This window comes from Acetobacter papayae JCM 25143, assembly GCF_000613285.1.
In the GTDB taxonomy this organism is placed as follows: Bacteria; Pseudomonadota; Alphaproteobacteria; order Acetobacterales; family Acetobacteraceae; genus Acetobacter; species Acetobacter papayae.
In genome coordinates this window covers 1-16,310 of record NZ_BAIN01000053.1, presented here as the reverse complement: position 1 = coordinate 16,310, position 16,310 = coordinate 1, and the positions used below count along the sequence as shown (strand labels likewise).

The 16,310-nt window shown below is 62.7% G+C and carries 14 protein-coding genes and 4 pseudogenes; 4 read left to right on the top strand and 14 right to left on the bottom strand.

Features of this window, described 5'->3' with window-relative positions; translation table 11 throughout:
• The 4 genes and pseudogenes from JCM25143_RS19085 to JCM25143_RS24100 all read right to left on the bottom strand — a co-directional run.
• Positions 1–184 (bottom strand): ATP12 family protein (locus tag JCM25143_RS19085; protein WP_035371147.1); only part of this gene is annotated, 184 nt, incomplete at its 3' end.
• Positions 181–1,461: an AsmA family protein gene (locus tag JCM25143_RS24110; RefSeq protein WP_051543272.1), complete on the bottom strand. Its 1,281-nt coding sequence runs from the start codon at positions 1,459–1,461 to the stop codon at positions 181–183. The genes JCM25143_RS19085 and JCM25143_RS24110, both read right to left, overlap by 4 nt.
• On the bottom strand, positions 1,401–1,958 hold the full coding sequence (locus JCM25143_RS24105) for an AsmA family protein (protein ID WP_234395200.1): 558 nt from the start codon (positions 1,956–1,958) through the stop codon (positions 1,401–1,403). The genes JCM25143_RS24110 and JCM25143_RS24105 overlap by 61 nt, the downstream gene beginning before the upstream one ends.
• A gap of 89 nt (positions 1,959–2,047) precedes the next feature.
• A pseudogene (locus JCM25143_RS24100) lies at positions 2,048–2,266 on the bottom strand (AsmA family protein); the annotation flags it as partial.
• On the opposite strand from JCM25143_RS24100, the gene JCM25143_RS24095 reads away from it, so the two are divergent.
• Positions 2,171–2,371 (top strand): hypothetical protein, encoded by a 201-nt coding sequence (locus JCM25143_RS24095; RefSeq protein WP_051543267.1) that lies wholly within the window; start codon positions 2,171–2,173, stop codon positions 2,369–2,371. The pseudogene JCM25143_RS24100 and the gene JCM25143_RS24095 overlap by 96 nt on opposite strands.
• Here JCM25143_RS24095 and JCM25143_RS19075 read toward each other — a convergent pair.
• The 4 genes and pseudogenes from JCM25143_RS19075 to ubiA form a co-directional block, all read right to left on the bottom strand.
• Positions 2,368–3,347: pseudogene (locus JCM25143_RS19075) on the bottom strand (RluA family pseudouridine synthase). The gene JCM25143_RS24095 and the pseudogene JCM25143_RS19075 overlap by 4 nt on opposite strands.
• A 10-nt stretch (positions 3,348–3,357) precedes the next feature.
• Positions 3,358–4,726, bottom strand: a pseudogene (locus tag JCM25143_RS19070) (replication-associated recombination protein A).
• Positions 4,727–4,854: 128 nt separating this feature from the next.
• Complete coding sequence (locus JCM25143_RS11475) at positions 4,855–5,592, bottom strand: LolA family protein (RefSeq protein WP_234395199.1); 738 nt, start codon at positions 5,590–5,592, stop codon at positions 4,855–4,857.
• Positions 5,593–5,641: 49 nt separating this feature from the next.
• On the bottom strand, positions 5,642–6,556 hold the full coding sequence (ubiA, locus tag JCM25143_RS11470) for a 4-hydroxybenzoate octaprenyltransferase (protein WP_025861264.1): 915 nt from the start codon (positions 6,554–6,556) through the stop codon (positions 5,642–5,644).
• Between the two features lie 93 nt (positions 6,557–6,649).
• Between ubiA and JCM25143_RS11465 the strand changes: the two genes are divergently transcribed.
• Both JCM25143_RS11465 and JCM25143_RS11460 read left to right on the top strand, forming a co-directional pair.
• On the top strand, positions 6,650–7,405 hold the full coding sequence (locus JCM25143_RS11465) for a 16S rRNA (uracil(1498)-N(3))-methyltransferase (RefSeq protein WP_025861263.1): 756 nt from the start codon (positions 6,650–6,652) through the stop codon (positions 7,403–7,405).
• Between the two features lie 69 nt (positions 7,406–7,474).
• Positions 7,475–8,905 (top strand): glutamate--cysteine ligase, encoded by a 1,431-nt coding sequence (locus tag JCM25143_RS11460; RefSeq protein WP_025861262.1) that lies wholly within the window; start codon positions 7,475–7,477, stop codon positions 8,903–8,905.
• Between the two features lie 78 nt (positions 8,906–8,983).
• On the opposite strand, the gene JCM25143_RS11455 is transcribed toward JCM25143_RS11460, so the two are convergent.
• The 6 genes from JCM25143_RS11455 to JCM25143_RS11430 form a co-directional block, all read right to left on the bottom strand.
• Complete coding sequence (locus JCM25143_RS11455; RefSeq protein WP_025861261.1) at positions 8,984–9,325, bottom strand: zinc ribbon domain-containing protein YjdM; 342 nt, start codon at positions 9,323–9,325, stop codon at positions 8,984–8,986.
• Between the two features lie 108 nt (positions 9,326–9,433).
• A complete protein-coding gene (locus JCM25143_RS11450; protein ID WP_025861260.1) occupies positions 9,434–10,834 on the bottom strand; it encodes an MFS transporter in 1,401 nt (466 codons plus the stop codon).
• 131 nt (positions 10,835–10,965) lie between these two features.
• The gene (gene der / locus JCM25143_RS11445; protein ID WP_025861259.1) at positions 10,966–12,372 is read right to left on the bottom strand and encodes a ribosome biogenesis GTPase Der; all 1,407 of its coding nucleotides are present in this window, start codon (positions 12,370–12,372) and stop codon (positions 10,966–10,968) included.
• Positions 12,373–12,385: 13 nt separating this feature from the next.
• The gene (locus tag JCM25143_RS11440; RefSeq protein ID WP_025861258.1) at positions 12,386–13,777 is read right to left on the bottom strand and encodes a PQQ-like beta-propeller repeat protein; all 1,392 of its coding nucleotides are present in this window, start codon (positions 13,775–13,777) and stop codon (positions 12,386–12,388) included.
• 4 nt (positions 13,778–13,781) lie between these two features.
• Complete coding sequence (locus JCM25143_RS11435; protein WP_025861257.1) at positions 13,782–14,483, bottom strand: tetratricopeptide repeat protein; 702 nt, start codon at positions 14,481–14,483, stop codon at positions 13,782–13,784.
• 239 nt (positions 14,484–14,722) lie between these two features.
• Entirely contained in the window at positions 14,723–15,109 is a 387-nt protein-coding gene (locus JCM25143_RS11430) for a hypothetical protein (RefSeq protein WP_035371148.1), read from the bottom strand.
• Between the two features lie 180 nt (positions 15,110–15,289).
• Here JCM25143_RS11430 and JCM25143_RS19065 point away from each other — a divergent pair.
• Positions 15,290–16,182 (top strand): annotated as a pseudogene (locus JCM25143_RS19065) (glycosyltransferase family 9 protein); the annotation flags it as partial.
• Positions 16,183–16,310: the final 128 nt, after the last annotated feature.

Sequence of the window (16,310 nt, the reverse complement as noted above, 5' to 3'; positions counted from 1 at the left end):
CCGCCGCGCGCCATTCCGCAGCCAGCGCCTCGGCCAGCGCGCGCGAGGGCACGCAAAGCGGCATTCTGCCCGGCAGCCTGACACCCCGGCCATCAAGCTGCACGGCATAGCCATCTGCCTCCTGCACGACATCCACCTGTTTCCAGAAACGCTTGCGTGCGGATGACTGCTGCGGCGCGCTCATCGGAACAGCCCCAGACCCTGCAGAAGGTTCATGATCTTTTCTCCCTTACCGCTCTTTTTTGGCGGTGCTGCTGGCCCGGCAACACCCTCCCGCACGGCGGACAGCAGAGCCGGGCAGGAATCCGCGCTGCCATCATCACCACCTATTGTCACACCATAACGCCCGCCTGCATCCGTATCCAGCGCGGGAAGTGGCGCGGACACCGTTCCACCCACCCGTATGCGCGAGGCGGCGGAAGCGGCACCAAGCTGGATACGGGGTGAAAGATGCAGGTCCAGCGCGCCGGAACCCATGGCAACACTGCCATTACCATCAAGCTGGACAAAATCGCTTTGCAGACCCAGCGGATTGATATGCGCAACATCATCGCCAAACTGCATATGCGCACCAAAGCAGCGCACCGGCATCCAGCCATTCAGGCGTGGAGCCTGCGGGCCCAGCAACGCCTTGATAAGCGTTGCGCTAACCCCGCCATCCACCACGGAAGCACCAATATGCCCAGCCAAGGTCTGCCGTCTGGTTGCCGTGTCACGACCCTGAGCCGAAACAGACCCTACAAGCAACAGATTGCCCCGCATATCCTGCGGCAGGCCAAGCCATGTCTGCACGGCGGGAAGCGGCAGCATGACCGGGTTGAGTTGCACCGCAAAATGCGGCCCGTCTGCCGCAGGCGTAATATCCACCCGGGCCGCCTGCGCAATACCGCTGCCCTGCGCTGTCAGCGGCGCAAGGCTGAACTGGCCCGCCTGCGCGACAACATGCGCCACCACCCCGCTCCAGCCCGTGCCCTGCCATGTCAGGCTGCGGGCACTGACATCGCCCACACCTGAGACAGCGGCCAGAACCTGCTCCGCATCCCGCGCGGCCAGCAGCCTGAGCGTATCCGAGCTATCCACATGCGCGTTTACGCGCACACCCTGCAGGGCAGGCAAAGCGGCATCGGGGGCAAGATCTTCAAGCTCGCCCTGCATATCCAGAGCGGAATGCCCAACACCAGCCACACCGCTGACATGCAGATGCGCCGCCCCCTGCTCCAGCGATAGATCAACCGGCAGTTCCTGCGGCCGCACAGTCAAGCTGCCCAGCACACCAGCCGAACCCGCGATGGAAACCGGCTGTCCGCCAACCTGCCCCACAAGATGCAGGGCCACGGGGTCTGCCGGGCTATTCGCATCCACGCTCAGGCTTGTCAGGGAGGCCCCTTGCAGCCAGCGCCCTATATCCAGCGCCCCAATACGGGCGTGCAGCCGCTGGATACCGCTGATCGCCCTTTCCATCCAGCGCCAGATCGACCGAGACATTCTGGCCCGCAGGCAAATCCGCATGGGGAAAAAACACATTGAGGTCCGCAAGCTGGGCAAGCGACCCGCCCACCGTCAGGCGATACCCCCAGCCAGCGCCCTCCTGCCCTCCCGAAGGACAAGGCACCATCCAGATGCGCCATACCGGCATCACGCCCATCCACCTTCAGGGCAAGACGCAGGGCCAGAGGCAGCGGGGCCTCGCCCATGGAAAGCAGCGGGCCGGTCTGCCCGGTCAGGACAAAATGGCCGTGGCCCTTTTCGCCTTCCACGTTCCAGTCAGTCATTGCGCCATCCAGCCCGGTCAGGCGTGCCTGACTGAGCTTAAGCGCACCGGTAAGATGAGCCTGTTCATCGTCCCAACTGATATCGGCCTGCGTGAACGTGCAGTCCGACAGGCCGAAATTCCAGTGCAACTGCCCCTGCGTCGGGCCGGATGCAGCCTGAGTATCATCGCCCTGATCCTGCGCCACGGCCTGCGCCGCAGCACCATCGGCAGGTGATGCAGCCGCACCCGGGGCTGCACGATACTGACCGAGCGAAAGATTACCCTGTGCGAAAACAGCGGCAGCAAAGAGAGGCGCGCACGCACCTGCCCGATGGCCAGCACGTCCTCCCCCAGCCCTCCAGCCCCTGAAAGGGTTACGTCACGCGCCTCCACCCAAGGGTATGGCAGTATCCAGACATGCAGGGCACCAATATGGAGGCTACGCCCGGTTTTGATCTGCACGGCATCCACCAGCCGGGTGCGCAGCCAGTCCGCATCCTGTGTGGCGGACACGATGCTGCCACCGCCCACCAGCAGAACCGCTGCCCCGGCCAGCAGGCCGATTTTCCGTTTCAGACCCATCAGTGCCTCTCCGTTACTGGAACTACCCAGCCTTAACCGCCCCGCCGCACGGGTGCCGGGGTGCTACCCGCCGTAAAGCCCAGATCGCGGAAGGTGCCGCGCATATGGGCGGGCAGTTCCGCCGTAACCGTCAGCCTGCCCCCAGCCGGGTGCGGAATTTCGAGCATGCGCGCATGCAGATGAAGCTGGTCGGTAAAACCGGAAGGATGCGCCGTCTCGCCACCATATTTGGGGTCACCCAGAATAGGTGTGCCGAGTGATTCGCAATGCACACGCAACTGGTGAGTCCGCCCCGTCAGCGGCGAAAGCTCGAGCCATGAGAACCGGCGCCCCGCCGAATCCAGAACCTGATAGGCCGAACGTGCCGACTGGGCATCCTTGTCCGTACGGTCAGCGGCAACGGTAATCGCCCCCGGCCCTACACCAAGGCGCGCCAGCGGCTGGTCGATCTCGCCCGATTGCGGGTCCGGCCTGCCTACCACTACGGCCCAGTAAACCTTGTGCACGTCACGCCCCCGGAAAGACGCCGCCAGCCGCGCCGCCACACCGGGGGTGCGCGCCAGCAACAGCAGGCCCGACGTGTCACGGTCAATCCGGTGCACAAGGCGCGGGCGTGGGTCATCCACTTCGCGTAGGCCATCGAGCATCATATCGACATGCTTGGTAATGCCCGGACCGCCCTGCACCGGCAGCCCCGCAGGCTTGTTCAGCACGATAACCTGCGCATCCTGATAGATGACCATGCCCCGGATTTCGCGCACCAGACGCTCATCAAGCGGGCGCGGCACATCGCGCGCGGGTTTGGCCGCCATGGGAATAGGCGGCACGCGCACGCTCTGCCCGGGCTCAAGCCGGTTGAAGCCTCAACCCGGCGGCCATCCACCCGGATCTGCCCCGTGCGGCACAGTTTCTGCAGCCCGCCCTGTGTCAGGTGCGGGTAATGACGGCGGAAATAACGGTCAAGGCGGATACCGGCCTCATCTTCCGTTACGCTCAAAGTGACAACGCTCATGCTGCGATATTCACGACTGGCGCCGTTCGCGCAAGCGTGACCATGCTTCAAGCCTGTGGCGGACATCCCTTTCATACCCCCTGTCGGTAGGAACATAGAAGGTCTGCCGCCGCATACCCTGTGGGAAATAGTCCTGACCTGAAAAGCCTTCTTCGCTATCGTGGTCGTATTCATACCCCTTGCCGTAGCCAATATCCTGCATGAGCCGCGTGGGGGCATTGAGAATATGGGCCGGGGGCATCAGGCTGCCGGTTGCGCGTGCTGCACGGCGCGCCACGTTATAGGCCTTGTAGGCGGCGTTGGATTTGGGAGCGGTTGCCAGATGCACACAAGCTGCGCCAGAGCCAGTTCCCCCTCCGGCGAGCCCAGACGCTCATATGTCTCCCATGCCGAAACCGCCAGCGGCAGGGCATGCGGGTCGGCCATCCCCACATCCTCGGTGGCAAAGCGTGTGAGCCTGCGCGCCAGATAACGCGGGTCCTCCCCGCCTTCGAGCATGCGGGCAAACCAGTACAACGCTGCATCGGGGTCTGAACCGCGCAGGGACTTATGCAGCGCGGAAATCAGATTGTAATGCTCTTCGCGGTCCCGGTCATACAGGATGGCGCGGCGCGCGAGCAGTCTGGCCAGAGCCTTGGAATCCAGCACAGCTCCGTCCCTGAGGCTGAGAATCTGCTCCACCATGTTCAGCAGGTAACGGCCATCACCATCCGCCATGGCGCGCAGGGTGGCGCGGGCATCTTCTGTCAGGGGCAGGGTCACGTTTTCGGCCTGCTCGGCACGGGCCAGCAGGGCTTCCATTGCTGCATCATCCAGCCGGTTCAGCACCATCACCTGACAGCGCGACAGCAGGGCGGAGTTGAGGGCAAAGGACGGATTTTCCGTGGTCGCTCCCACCAGAACCACCGTGCCATCTTCCACTACCGGCAGAAAGCCATCCTGCTGGGCGCGGTTGAAACGGTGGATTTCGTCCACGAACAGCAGCGTGGCGCCTCCGGTCTCGGCCCGCCTGCGGGCTGTCTCAAACGCTTTTTTAAGATCAGCCACACCGGAGAACACGGCGGAAAGCTGCACAAAGGTGAGCCCCGCAGCCTTGGCCAGCAACCGGGCAATGGTGGTTTTACCCACACCCGGCCCGCCCCACAGGATCAGGCTGGCCAGCGAACCGCGCTCAAGCATGCGGCTGAGTGCGCCCTCCGGCCCGAGCAGGTGCCCCTGCCCCACCACATCCGCCAGGGTGGCCGGGCGCAACCGGTCGGCCAGAGGCTGTGTGAGGCTGAAGCGGTAGACTCGGCACCAGCCGCGCCTTTTTCCTGCGGGAGCACTTCGGCACCGAAAAGGTCATCTCCCGCCAGAGGGGTGTCGCGCCGTGCCGCCATGGCTGAAGATCCTGCTGCCTCTAAAGTTCAATCCAGACATACCATGCCAGCCGGTACAGGCATGGGCCTCGCCCCTTCTATATCACAATGCGAGACCGGTTTTTCCAGTACCCTTGCGGCCTAAGCGCCTAGTCCGGCTGCTGTGGCAGCACGAACAGGCTGTCTGCCAGCGTCAATCCCGAGCGGATATCTGACAGGGTTACACGGGTCTGGCGCGCCTGCGCATCGGTCACGCTCCATGCCACAAGGGCCAGCGGCTTTTCGCGGAAAACTAGCGTCAGGCTACCATCACCCGGGGCAGAGGTGCGCACCAGTGTCACCTGCACCAGCCCGCTATCGCGGATGAAATCCGTAACCGTCACATCACCCGACAGGCTGATATGCTCACGCAGCAGCAGCCCCAGCGGCGTGCGGTCGATAGGGATAACCGTTGTCTGGTCAAGCTGGTTGTCCCGGAACACGACTTTGCCATCTGCCGCCACCAGCAGCAGTGGAGAGGGCGCATCATAGGCCAGACGCATCCGCCCCGGTCGCCTCATCCATACCGTGCCGGTTTCGGTCTTGCCCGTGGAATCAACCTGACGGATCCGCGCCTGAAAGGTGCTCTGGCGGTTCAGTTCCTGCTCGATTTTATCCAGCAGGGCCTTGTCCTGCGGTGACAGCACAACACTGACCGGGCCGGAAGGAGCCGCCATGGCCGGACTGTCTACGGTTGAAACCGCAATACTGCCCTCATCAGCCCCGGCCGCCAGTGCGGACGTGCCGCTGGCGGCCAGCAGGGCGCACAAGCTGGCAGGCAGAAGCCAGCGCTGCCGCGTTGCGGGCAAGGCAGGAGCACGGGCGGAAAGAAAAGAAAATATGTCCACGCGGTTCGCTTCCTTACCGTCTGTCTTGAAGCTGTTCCAACTGGCAGCCTTATGCACGCCACAGCCCTGCAAGCAGGGCAAGAGCGACCGCCAGACCGATTTCCCGGTTCGCACGGAACTGGCGCAGGCACAAGGCCGGGTCCGCCGGGTTAACCCGCAGCGCCTGATACCCCAGCAGGCAGGCAGGCAGCAGCAGCACAGGCCAGAACAGCCCACCCAGCCCGGCCAGAAAACCCGCAACACCCAGCAACAGCACCATGCCCGCATAACAGGCGGCAATAAAGCTACGGGCATGCCCTACCATAAGCCGGGAGGTGGATTTGACGCCAATGCGGGCATCATCCTCCATATCCTGAAAGCCGTAGATCGTATCGAAACCAAGCTGCCACAGAATGGTGGCCCCATACAGGGCGGCCTGTGCCCATGAGAGAGAACCCGCCGCCGCCGCATAGCCCATGGGCGCGCCAAACCCGAAGGTAAAGCCCATGACAAGCTGCGGCCACCATGTCAGCCGCTTGGCCAGCGGGTAAAACGCCACCAGCGCGAGAGAAGACACCCCCAGCACCCAGCTCAGCGGATTGAGCTGCACCAGAACGGCCAGCCCCGCCAAAAGCAGAAACGCCAGAAACGCCACAGCCTGTTTCATGCCCAGCGCACCACAGGCCAGCGGTCGCCCCGCCGTGCGGCTGACCTGACGGTCGATATCGCGGTCCCACATATCGTTGACCACGCACCCTGCCGCCCGCATGACCAGACTGCCGATACCAAACAGCACGATCAGCCGCAGCCGCTGCACTGGGGCAAGCCCTGCATTCTGGGGCAGCAGAATACCCCATATACCCGGCAGCCAGAGCAGCCATGTGCCAACCGGCCTGTCCAGCCGCGCCAGCAGGGCATAAGGGCGCATGCCGCGCGGCAGGCGGGAAATCCACCCTGTAGCCCGTATATCGGTATGCTGGTTCATGGCTGATACGGCATGAAAGCCCCTTTCGGCTGGCGTGTGAATGCTGCCCCCCTCTATGCCATAAAGAGCCAGCATGCCATAAGCATGCGGATCATGACCGGCTTTACCCAGCTTCCGCGTCTTTACACGCCCCCTGAAGTCCTGCCCCCCGGCGGGCAGGAGGCGCTGTGCCCGATGCCTGCCGAACAGGCGCGCTATCTGGGCACGGTTCTGCGCCGCACGGCAGGCGATACGGTGCGCCTGTTCAATGCGCAGGCAGGCGAGTGGCTGGCCAGTATAGCCGATATCCGCAAGGACAAGGGGCACTTCCGTCTTGAGCGCCCTCTGCGCCCGGCTCTTGCACAACCCTCTCTTATTCTGGCCTTCGCACTCCTCAAGCGCGATGCCACCGATCTCGTGCTACGCATGGGCACGGAACTGGGTGTGACGCAGTTTCTGCCGGTCATAACCGAACGCACCAACAGCCACCGCGTCAATCTGGAGCGACTGCACGCCATCGCCACCGAGGCGGCCGAACAGTGCGAGCGGCTGGATATACCCGCTGTTAGCGCGCCAGCGCCCCTTGCCTCGCTCATCGGGTCATGGCCTGCGGATCATACGCTGTTTGTCGCCATGGAGCGCATGAACGCGGCCCCTGCTCGCACTCTGGCAGAGGCACGCGAGGCCGATGGCCTACTGATCGGCCCCGAAGGCGGCTGGAGCGAGGCCGAAAGCCAGATGCTGGCAAAACGCGCCTTTGTCGCCCCCATATCGCTCGGTTCTCTGGTACTACGAGCCGATACCGCGGTTGCCGCCGGGCTGGCCCTCATGGGGGGTGGCTTGCGCTCGGGAACCGTTTTGTCACAATAACGTGTCAGTCATGCCTTGCGCGTCCTGCTGCGGGGCTTTTTCTTATGCAGGCAATTTTAGGGAACTCTCATGTCCAACCCCGGCGCGGCAGACGAAACCCCCATCCGCTCAGTCAGTGCTCTGGCCGAACTTCTCGCGCAGGGCTGCAAACCGCGTGAGGCGTGGCGCATTGGCACCGAGCACGAGAAATTCGGCTTTATCCGCCCTGAAACGGCGGCCAGCGAGTCTTCTCCCTATCCCGGCCTGCCTGCCTATGCCACGCCCCCCTATGCCCCCGAAGGTATTGAGGCGTTGCTCAAGTCGTTACAGAAATCCGAGCCCGATGACTGGACCTCGGTTCTGGATGGCTCGCACATTATCGGGCTGAAAGGCCGGGGCGAACTGGCAGGAGCCGCCATTTCGCTTGAACCTGCGGGACAGTTCGAGCTTTCGGGCGCGCCGCTGCGCTCCTTGCACGAAACCGCGCGGGAACTGCGCGCACATCTGGACAGCACGCGCCCGCTGGCCCGCAAGCTGGGCCTTGGCTTTGCCCCGCTCGGCTTTCACCCCACCGCCACCCGCGCCGAAATGCCATGGATGCCCAAGTCGCGCTACGCGATCATGCGCGACTACATGCCCAAGGTCGGCAGCATGGGGCTGGACATGATGCAGCGCACCTGCACCGTGCAGGTCAACCTCGATTTCGGCTCCGAGCAGGACATGATCCGCAAGATGCGCGTGTCCATGGCGTTGCAGCCCGTTGCCACGGCTCTGTTCGCCAACTCGCCTTTCAAGGAAGGCAAGCCGAACAATTTCCTGTCCAACCGCGCGCAGGTCTGGACAGATACCGACAATGCCCGCTCCGGCATGCCCGCCTGTGTGTTTGAATCCGATTTCGGCTTTGAGCGCTATGTGGAATGGGTGCTGGACGTGCCGATGTATTTCGTCATGCGCGATGGCAAGATGCACAACGTGGCAGGCCGCTCCTTCCGTGCGTGGCTCAATGGCGACAGGCAGGACGGTCTTGAAGATTTCCGCCCCACCATGGGCGATTTTGAAGACCACCTGACAACCGCCTTCCCCGATGTGCGGCTCAAGCAGTTCCTTGAAATGCGCGGGGCCGATGCTGGCTCCCCCGATATGATGCAGGCACTCTCCGCCCTGTGGACAGGACTGCTCTATGACGACGCCTCCCTTGAGGCCGCATGGGAGCTGGTTCGTTCCTACCCGTGGGAAGACTATGTTAAGCTGCGTAGCCTTGTGCCGATGATGGGGCTTGATACGCCCTGGGGCGAAGGCACCGTGCGCGACCTTGCGGCCCAAATGATCGCCATTGCCATGGACGGCCTGCAAAGCCGTGACATCGTGGATGAGGAAAGTCAGGCAACGGAGTGGATTTACCTCGCTCCGCTGACAGCACTCGTGGCCGGGGCTCCCACGCAGGCCGAGCACTGGCTGGAACGCTATTACGGCGCGTGGCAGGGCGATACGAGCCGCATTTTCCTAGAAAGCGAAATCTGACCTCAAAAAAAGCCCGGCTACCTGCCGGGCTTTTTCATAACTATCCATGCACAGGCAAATCCCGCATGGACAGGGCTTTCAGGCTTTTTTCACGAACTCGGATTTCAGGTTCATTTCACCCAGTCCCGTAATCCGGCAGGCAATGTTGTGGCCACCGCCGCCATCCACCAGACGGATGCCGCGCACCTTGGTACCGCCCTTGATAACCTGCGATGCCCCCTTGATTTTGAGGTCCTTGATAACCGTCACGCTATCACCGTCTGCCAGAACCGTGCCGTTGGCATCTTTTACGACAGCCTCAGCCTCGTCCTCTGCCTGATCGACGGGCGCATTCGCGCTCCATTCATGCCCGCATTCGGGGCAGACCCACAGCCCTCCGTCCTCATAAGGATGTTCAGACGAGCAATGTGGGCAGTGCATTTCCATGATGAAAACAAGCCTTCTTTCCAAAGAGAAAGAAACACCCTACAGGAACGCGGCCTGCCGGAAAATCCCTGCCCCGTATCTGAATGAGCCCTTACGCGCAGTTCAGGCCGATACCCGGACCAAAAGACGGCTGGCGCTAATCAAGGCTGCTGTCAGCGCCACACAGGCGGCCATTAGCAAGCAGTCATGGGTTGCTGAGGTTGTGAACAGGCCAAAAAATGCCGCCACCCCCATAGCCCCAACTGTCTGCCCCGCCTGCCGCGCCACCTGCACCATACCACTGGCCCCACCAGCGCGCAGGGCGGGAGCCGATACCATCATGGCGCGATTGTTCGGAGGCTGGAAAAAACCAAACCCCCAACCCGCAATCGCTGTTCGCCACACAATATCCCACACAGCCGGGTGGGCTGGCAGTTGCCAGAGCAGCAGAAAGCCACAGGCCGTAATGCTGAGCCCGATGGAAGACAGCACACCAGCCTCATACCGATCCGCCACACGGCGGATTACCGGGGCGGAAAGCAGAATACCAATCGGCCATGGTGTAATGAGCAGCCCTGTCTGGGCCGAAGACAGACCCAGCGTATCATGCAGCATGAACGGCATGGAAACGATATAGAAATTGGATGCCACAAAACCGGCAAAACCACTGATAAACGCCAGCGTAAAAGCAGGAGTGCCCAGTAGATCCACCGGCAGGATGGGATGTGGCACATGCCGCTCACGCCGTGCCAGCACCACCCCTGCGGCAATCCCGGCCACCAGCAGCAGGCAGGAGAGCAACACCCCCTGCTGGTGCGCCAATGAATCCCCGCCCATAACGCACAGGCCAAATGCCAGCATGCACAAAAGACTACCGGTTCTGTCAGGCATGGCATCGGTACGGGGGGTGTCCGGCAAGGCAAATGCCGCAACACCCAGTGCCAGCGCGCCCATAGGCAGATTGATCCAGAACAGCCATGGCCATGAACCCATGGTCAGGATAACAGCCGCAGCCGTTGGCCCCATGGCAACGCCCAGCGCCACCACTACACCATTAAGGGCAACCCCTCGCCCGATTTCCGCATGGGGATAGATAAAACGCACCAGAGCAATATTCACGCTCATAATGCACGCACCGCCAATGCCCTGCAAAACCCGTGCCATGGCCAGAAAAGGCAGGTTGGTGGCCACCGCGCACAGCAGCGAGGCCAGCATGAACAGCACAATGCCCGCCCGGCATAGTCGGGCAAAACCCACACGGCTACCCAGTGCTGCCAGCGGCAGCAGCGTAACCAGACTGGCCATCTGATAGGCATTAACCACCCAGATAGACGCGGAAGACGAGGCATGCAGGTCGCGCGCTATATCGGGCAACGCCACATTGGCTATGGCGTAATCCAGCAGAGCGAGGAAAACCGACAGCGCCACAGCGAGCATAGCCCAGCCACGAGCCGCACCGTACAGACCACTGGAGCCTGAAGCCGCACCGGGTTGGGCGGGTGTCGCCACGTCCTGCGTATTCATGCCTGATTTCGCCTCCTGCGTTGCGTGCCCGCATAACCAGAGCCCGCGTCAGGCTTTTCCTGCGCGCCGTATGGTCTGATCAGGGCGGAACAGGGTCAGGCGGTTAAAAAACCTGACCCCGCCGGAACGGCTCAGCGATCCGCGTAAGGGTTTTTAGTGCCTCGGGTCTGCAGGCGGATAGGCACGCCCGGCAGGTCGAAGGTCTCACGCAGGCCATTGACCAGATACCGCTTGTAATCCTCAGGCATCTGCTCGGCCCGCGTGCCGAAAATGACAAAAGTGGGAGGCCGCGCCTTGACCTGCGTCATATAACGCAGCTTCAGCCTCTTGCCGTTAACGAGCGGCGGCTGGTGGCGTTCCTGCATATCCTCAAACCAGCGGTTAAGCTCGCCGGTGGGAATGCGTGCGTTCCAAACGGTCCACGCCTCCCGCACGGCGGGCAGCAGCTTATGCACGGCTACACCAGTCAGGGCCGAGAATGTGACCACCGGCACGCCACGCATCTGCGCCAGCGAAATGCTCAACCGATCCAGAATGGCCTTGCGGGTTTCCGCCCGGTCTTCCACCGCATCCCATTTATTGAGGGCGAGAACACAGGCCCGTCCCTCACGCTCGATCAGCCGTGCGATCTGGAGATCCTGTTCCTGCACACCCAGCGTGGCATCCAGCACGAGAATGGCCACTTCCGCCATTTTCAGTGCCTCGATGGAAGCCGAGACGGACATTTTCTCCAGCGTTTCGTCAATACGGGCCTTTTTGCGCAGGCCCGCCGTATCGACGATCTCGAACGTGTCGTCCCCATCATGCAGGGTCACGGCGATGGAATCGCGTGTCAGCCCCGGTTCGGGGCCGGTAATCATACGCTCCTCACCCAGCAGGGTATTGAGCAGCGTGGACTTGCCCGCATTAGGCCGCCCCACAATCGCTACGCGCATCGGCCCCGGCGGGCGGGCATCGGCCTCGGCGTCCGGGTCTTCTGGCAGTTCCTCTTCCTCCGGTTCGCTGCTGGCGAACTGGGGCAGGCGCTCGGCAATTTCCCACATCAGGTCTGTCACGCCTTCGCCGTGCTCGGCGGACAGCGCTACGGGCTCACCCAGACCAAGGGCATAGGCTTCCAGCGCAGAGGCCGTGCCCTGCCGCCCTTCGGCCTTGTTGGCCAGCAGCAGCACCGGCCGGTTCTGGCGGCGTATCCACTGGGCGAAGTGTTCATCCGCCGGGGTAATGCCTGCACGCGCATCGATGCAGAACAGAACCAGATCCGCCTCATGCACCGCACTTTCTGATGAGGCACGCATACGACCGAACAGGCTGTCCGGGGCGGCTTCTTCCAGACCAGCGGTGTCGATCAGGCGTATATGCCGCCCGCGCACCAGAGCCACCCCTTCCTTACGGTCACGGGTGACACCGGGCGTATCCGCCACCAGCGCCTGCCTGCGGCCTACCAGTCGGTTGAAAAGGGTCGATTTACCCACATTAGGCCGCCCCGCGATAACCACCACCGGCAGGTCTCCGGTAGGCAGCGGCGCCGGGGGGCGCATGGGTTTGTAGCGATCAGCCATAGGAACGCAGATATCCTTCATTCGTGGCGATCAACATCTGGCCGTCCACTATAATCGGCGCCATGCAGGCCGGGCTGTCCATGGCATCCACTGAAATAATCCGGCCGGTTGCCGGATCAACCCGCACCATGCCGTTTTCAGGCAGAGTGCTCAGACATACAAGCTGGCCGCCCGCCAGAACCGGGCCAAACCAGGTGACGATATCCTTATCCGTATCCAGCTTGCGGAAACGGCGGAACTGCGTGATCCAGCGCACATGGCCGGACAGCCGATCGAGACAGGCAAGCTGCTGGTCGAGCGAAAGCACGAACAGCCAGTCACCCACGATCAGGATATTGTTCAGGCTGGCAACCGAGCGCTCCCACACGCGCCGCCCGGTGCGGATATCCACCGCCGCCAGAACCTGCGCCATGCTGACCGCATACACCACGCTGCCCACGATAACGGGCAGGCCGCGCACACAGGACAGATTGAGCGTGCTGGCCTGACTGTTCACGTTGCCAAGCATTTCAGACCAGACAACCTCGCCACTTTCCGCACGGAACGCGACAAGATCACCCCCGCCGAAACCAGCCACCACCACGCCATTGGCAAAAGCCGGAGCCGGCTGGCCAAAGACCGTGGTTTCGACCGTTGTGGCCGCATAGCTCCAGAGCTGGCGGCCTGTCGCGGCATCCAGCGCAAAAAACCGTTCGTCTATGGTCCCGAAGAACACACGCCCTTCGGCAATGGTGGGGGCGGAACGACCGGGTGTGCCGATATCAGTACGCCACTTGACCTTGCCGGTGGCAACATTCACCGCCAGCGCCTGAGACACGCCATCGACAATATAGAGCGTATCACCATCGACACCCAGACCGCCGCCCAGATTGCTGGACTGAAGCTTTTTGGGCCGCGGGTTGAATGTCCATTCATGGCGCATGCCGGGCCATGAAAACGCCCGGATAACACCCTGCGCATCCATCATGAACAGGCGGCCATCATGCACGATGGGCTGGGACTGAATAATACCCCGCCCGAGCGAGCCCAGTGCTGCCCATGCCAGCAGGCTCGGTTCGGAAATACCGGCCCCGATGCTCCTGCGCCAGCGGGCATGCAGCCCACCCCATGCGTAATTGCTGCTGGTATGCTCAGGCACGCGGCCATTGATCGGCCATTCCGACACCGTGATGGGGGCCGGAATGGTAATGGCGGTCTTGTCTTCCTTGTCCACCACCAGCGCCTCGCCGGAGGACAGGATATCCGTCCTGTGGCCAACCAGCGGCACTTTCTTATCGTCATCATCGCAGCCTGTGAGAACAGGAGCGATGGCACCAGCCACCAGCAGGCCGCGGCGAGTCAATCCATTACGGTGGGGCTGGCCCGGCATTGTTTTGCTGCTCATGCTCTTATCCTGCTGACGGGTCGAGGGCCTGCATCATGTCCTGCGCGCGGCTCCGCACGCCTCCGGGCAGATCAGGCTGGGCCATTAGGGCCGCAAATTTCCGGCGCGCATCGTCAATATGTCCTTCGCGCACATCCAGCAGAGCTAGTGCCTCGGTGGCCAGACCGTACCAAGGCTGATCCTTGCCGGACAGAACGGACAGGCGCGAGCGCAGTTCCGCCGGGTTTGCGGTGTCGAGCTGCTGGCGGCACCACAGGAGCGAGGCCAGATCACGCAGCAGGCGCGGTGCGTTTTCATCGGCCTGCACGCTATCCCATGCAGCAAGGGCTGCTTTTGTATCGCCCCGTGCTGCCTGCATGCCCGCTTCCTGCAGGCGGGCCATGACAGCCACACCATCCGGAGCCTGTTTAGCGAGTTCGCGCAGGGTATCGAGCCCCGTCTGCGCCGTCTTGCTCAGGGCAACAGGGGCCGTTGCACCATCCATCGGGGCAGGAAGATTGCTTGTCTGGTTCAGGGCGGTCAGATACGCGCCTGTCGCTTTCTGGCGCTCAACCTTGAGTTGGTTCACATGCCATGCCCAGCCGCCGCCTGCAGCAGCCACGGCCACAACCGCCGCCGCAGCCAGCCCGGCATATCGCCACGCCACACGACGCAGACGCTCGGCCCGCAGAGCGTCATCCACTTCCCTGAAAAGATCCTCTGACACGTTCCGGCCTGTCCTGTTTCCTGAATCCGCGCTGTCGCTTCGCGCAGTACTCGCCTGATACCCGCATATCTGCCCCAGCCAGCGACATCACACAAGGCGCAAAGCCCCATGCGCGGCAAAGCAGCCCACGCTCCGCCATGCCAATAGGGGCTTTCCACCCAAGGTCAGAGCTGTTTTGCCCCGGCCATGCTTTCAGCCCAAAAGGCGGATCAGGGGCACAGGCCGAAGCGTTTTTTTCGTTACTGCGCGGCTTTCTGCAGGCGCGCACTGCCTGCCTTGAGCGTTGCGGTCAGTTTTTCAAAATTGCCGGCAATCCGCTTCTGCACAGCAGAACTACTGTCATGCACGAACGAGATGCGGTCCTTTGCATCCTCGCTGATGGCGGTTTCTTCATGCAGGGCTGAACGCACGACGCAACTGTTATAGGCGCGGGCTTCCTTCTGGTACGCGCTCACCTTATCCACGGAGGCGTTGTAACGCTCCACGGTGGAAACATCTACGGCGGGGGCTGTTGGCTCATCGCCGCAGTTCTGCGGCACCCATACATGCCCGGCGGCCTGAGCAGGGGCCACACCCCAGCCACAGGCCAGAACCACGCCAGTAAGCAGAGCAGTCTTTTTTTTCATGATCCCGTTTTCTCCACACATGATCGGAGGCTTTTCCAAAGCCATACAAGGCCCCCTGCCAGCACGTGCCGCCGAGACCGAACCCGATTTTTCTCTTCTGGCACAGGCCAGGCAAAAGTCCAGAGACCCCCATGCGCGAACGCTTGGACAAGGCCCGCAACCCGGTATAAACCTGTTGTGATGCACATGCTTTTCATTACGGCCACACGGCTGGGCGATGCGGTAATTTCGACCGGCATTCTGGCCGAACTGCTGCGCCGCCACCCGGGCGCGCGCGTGACCATCGCCTGTGGGCCGGTGCCCGCCGAACTGTTCAGCCATGTTCCGGGACTCGAACGCATCCTGATCATGGAAAAGCACCAGTATGACCTGCACTGGCTGAAACTGTGGAAAGACTGCGTAAGCCAGCGCTGGGACATAACGGTGGACCTACGCGGTTCCGCCACCACCCTGCTCCTGCGCTCGGACCGACGCCTGATCATGCGTGGCGGCAGACGCCCCGGCCGCAGGATTGAACATCTGGCCGCCCTGCTGGGGCAGTCTCCTCCCCCCCAGCCCACCATCTGGTGCAGCGAGGCGGAACGCGCGCAGGCTCAAGCGCTCATCCCCACCACACCGCCGATTATTGCGCTTGGCCCCACGGCAAACTGGACAGGCAAAATCTGGCCGGTGGAGCGCCATATCGCTCTCTGGCAGACCATCAGCACAGCATATCCGCAAGCACGCCCCGCCATTTTCTACGGCCCCGGCGCACAGGAAGCCGCACTGGCCCGCCCCCTGCTGGACGCACTACCCCACGCACTGGACATGGGCGGGCGCTTTGCCCTGACCCAGACCGCCGCCCTGCTGGCCTGCTGCGCCTGTATGTGGGCAACGATTCCGGCCTGATGCACATGGCCGCTGCTGCTGGCACACCCACGCTGGGGCTTTTCGGGCCTTCGCGCGCTTCGGAATACGCACCCGCAGGCCCGCAGGCGCACTGGGTCGCGGCCCCCGGCCCGGAGGGGGAAGCTCCGATTGCAGGACTGAGCGTGGAAACAGTCGCCAGCGCCGCACTGGCCCTGCTGAAGGACCTACGGCATGACAACAGACACCGTATTACCCCGCGTCGCCCATGTCATGGCAGGAGCCGCCGCTGGGGGGGCCGAACTGTTTTTCGAACGTCTGTGCATGGCGCAGGCCGCGCAGGGGCTGCCGGTTT

What these genes read in the sequence shown, in the direction of transcription:
- JCM25143_RS24110 (WP_051543272.1), bottom strand. Translation starts at nt 1,461, where the DNA reads ATGGAAAGGGCGATCAGCGGTATCCAGCGGCTGCACGCCCGTATTGGG.
- JCM25143_RS24095 (WP_051543267.1), top strand. Translation starts at nt 2,171, where the DNA reads ATGCAGGGCACCAATATGGAGGCTACGCCCGGTTTTGATCTGCACGGC.
- ubiA (WP_025861264.1), bottom strand. Translation starts at nt 6,556, where the DNA reads ATGAACCAGCATACCGATATACGGGCTACAGGGTGGATTTCCCGCCTG.
- JCM25143_RS11465 (WP_025861263.1), top strand. Translation starts at nt 6,650, where the DNA reads ATGACCGGCTTTACCCAGCTTCCGCGTCTTTACACGCCCCCTGAAGTC.
- JCM25143_RS11460 (WP_025861262.1), top strand. Translation starts at nt 7,475, where the DNA reads ATGTCCAACCCCGGCGCGGCAGACGAAACCCCCATCCGCTCAGTCAGT.
- JCM25143_RS11455 (WP_025861261.1), bottom strand. Translation starts at nt 9,325, where the DNA reads ATGCACTGCCCACATTGCTCGTCTGAACATCCTTATGAGGACGGAGGG.
- JCM25143_RS11450 (WP_025861260.1), bottom strand. Translation starts at nt 10,834, where the DNA reads ATGAATACGCAGGACGTGGCGACACCCGCCCAACCCGGTGCGGCTTCA.
- der (WP_025861259.1), bottom strand. Translation starts at nt 12,372, where the DNA reads ATGCGCCCCCCGGCGCCGCTGCCTACCGGAGACCTGCCGGTGGTGGTT.
- JCM25143_RS11440 (WP_025861258.1), bottom strand. Translation starts at nt 13,777, where the DNA reads ATGAGCAGCAAAACAATGCCGGGCCAGCCCCACCGTAATGGATTGACT.
- JCM25143_RS11430 (WP_035371148.1), bottom strand. Translation starts at nt 15,109, where the DNA reads ATGAAAAAAAAGACTGCTCTGCTTACTGGCGTGGTTCTGGCCTGTGGC.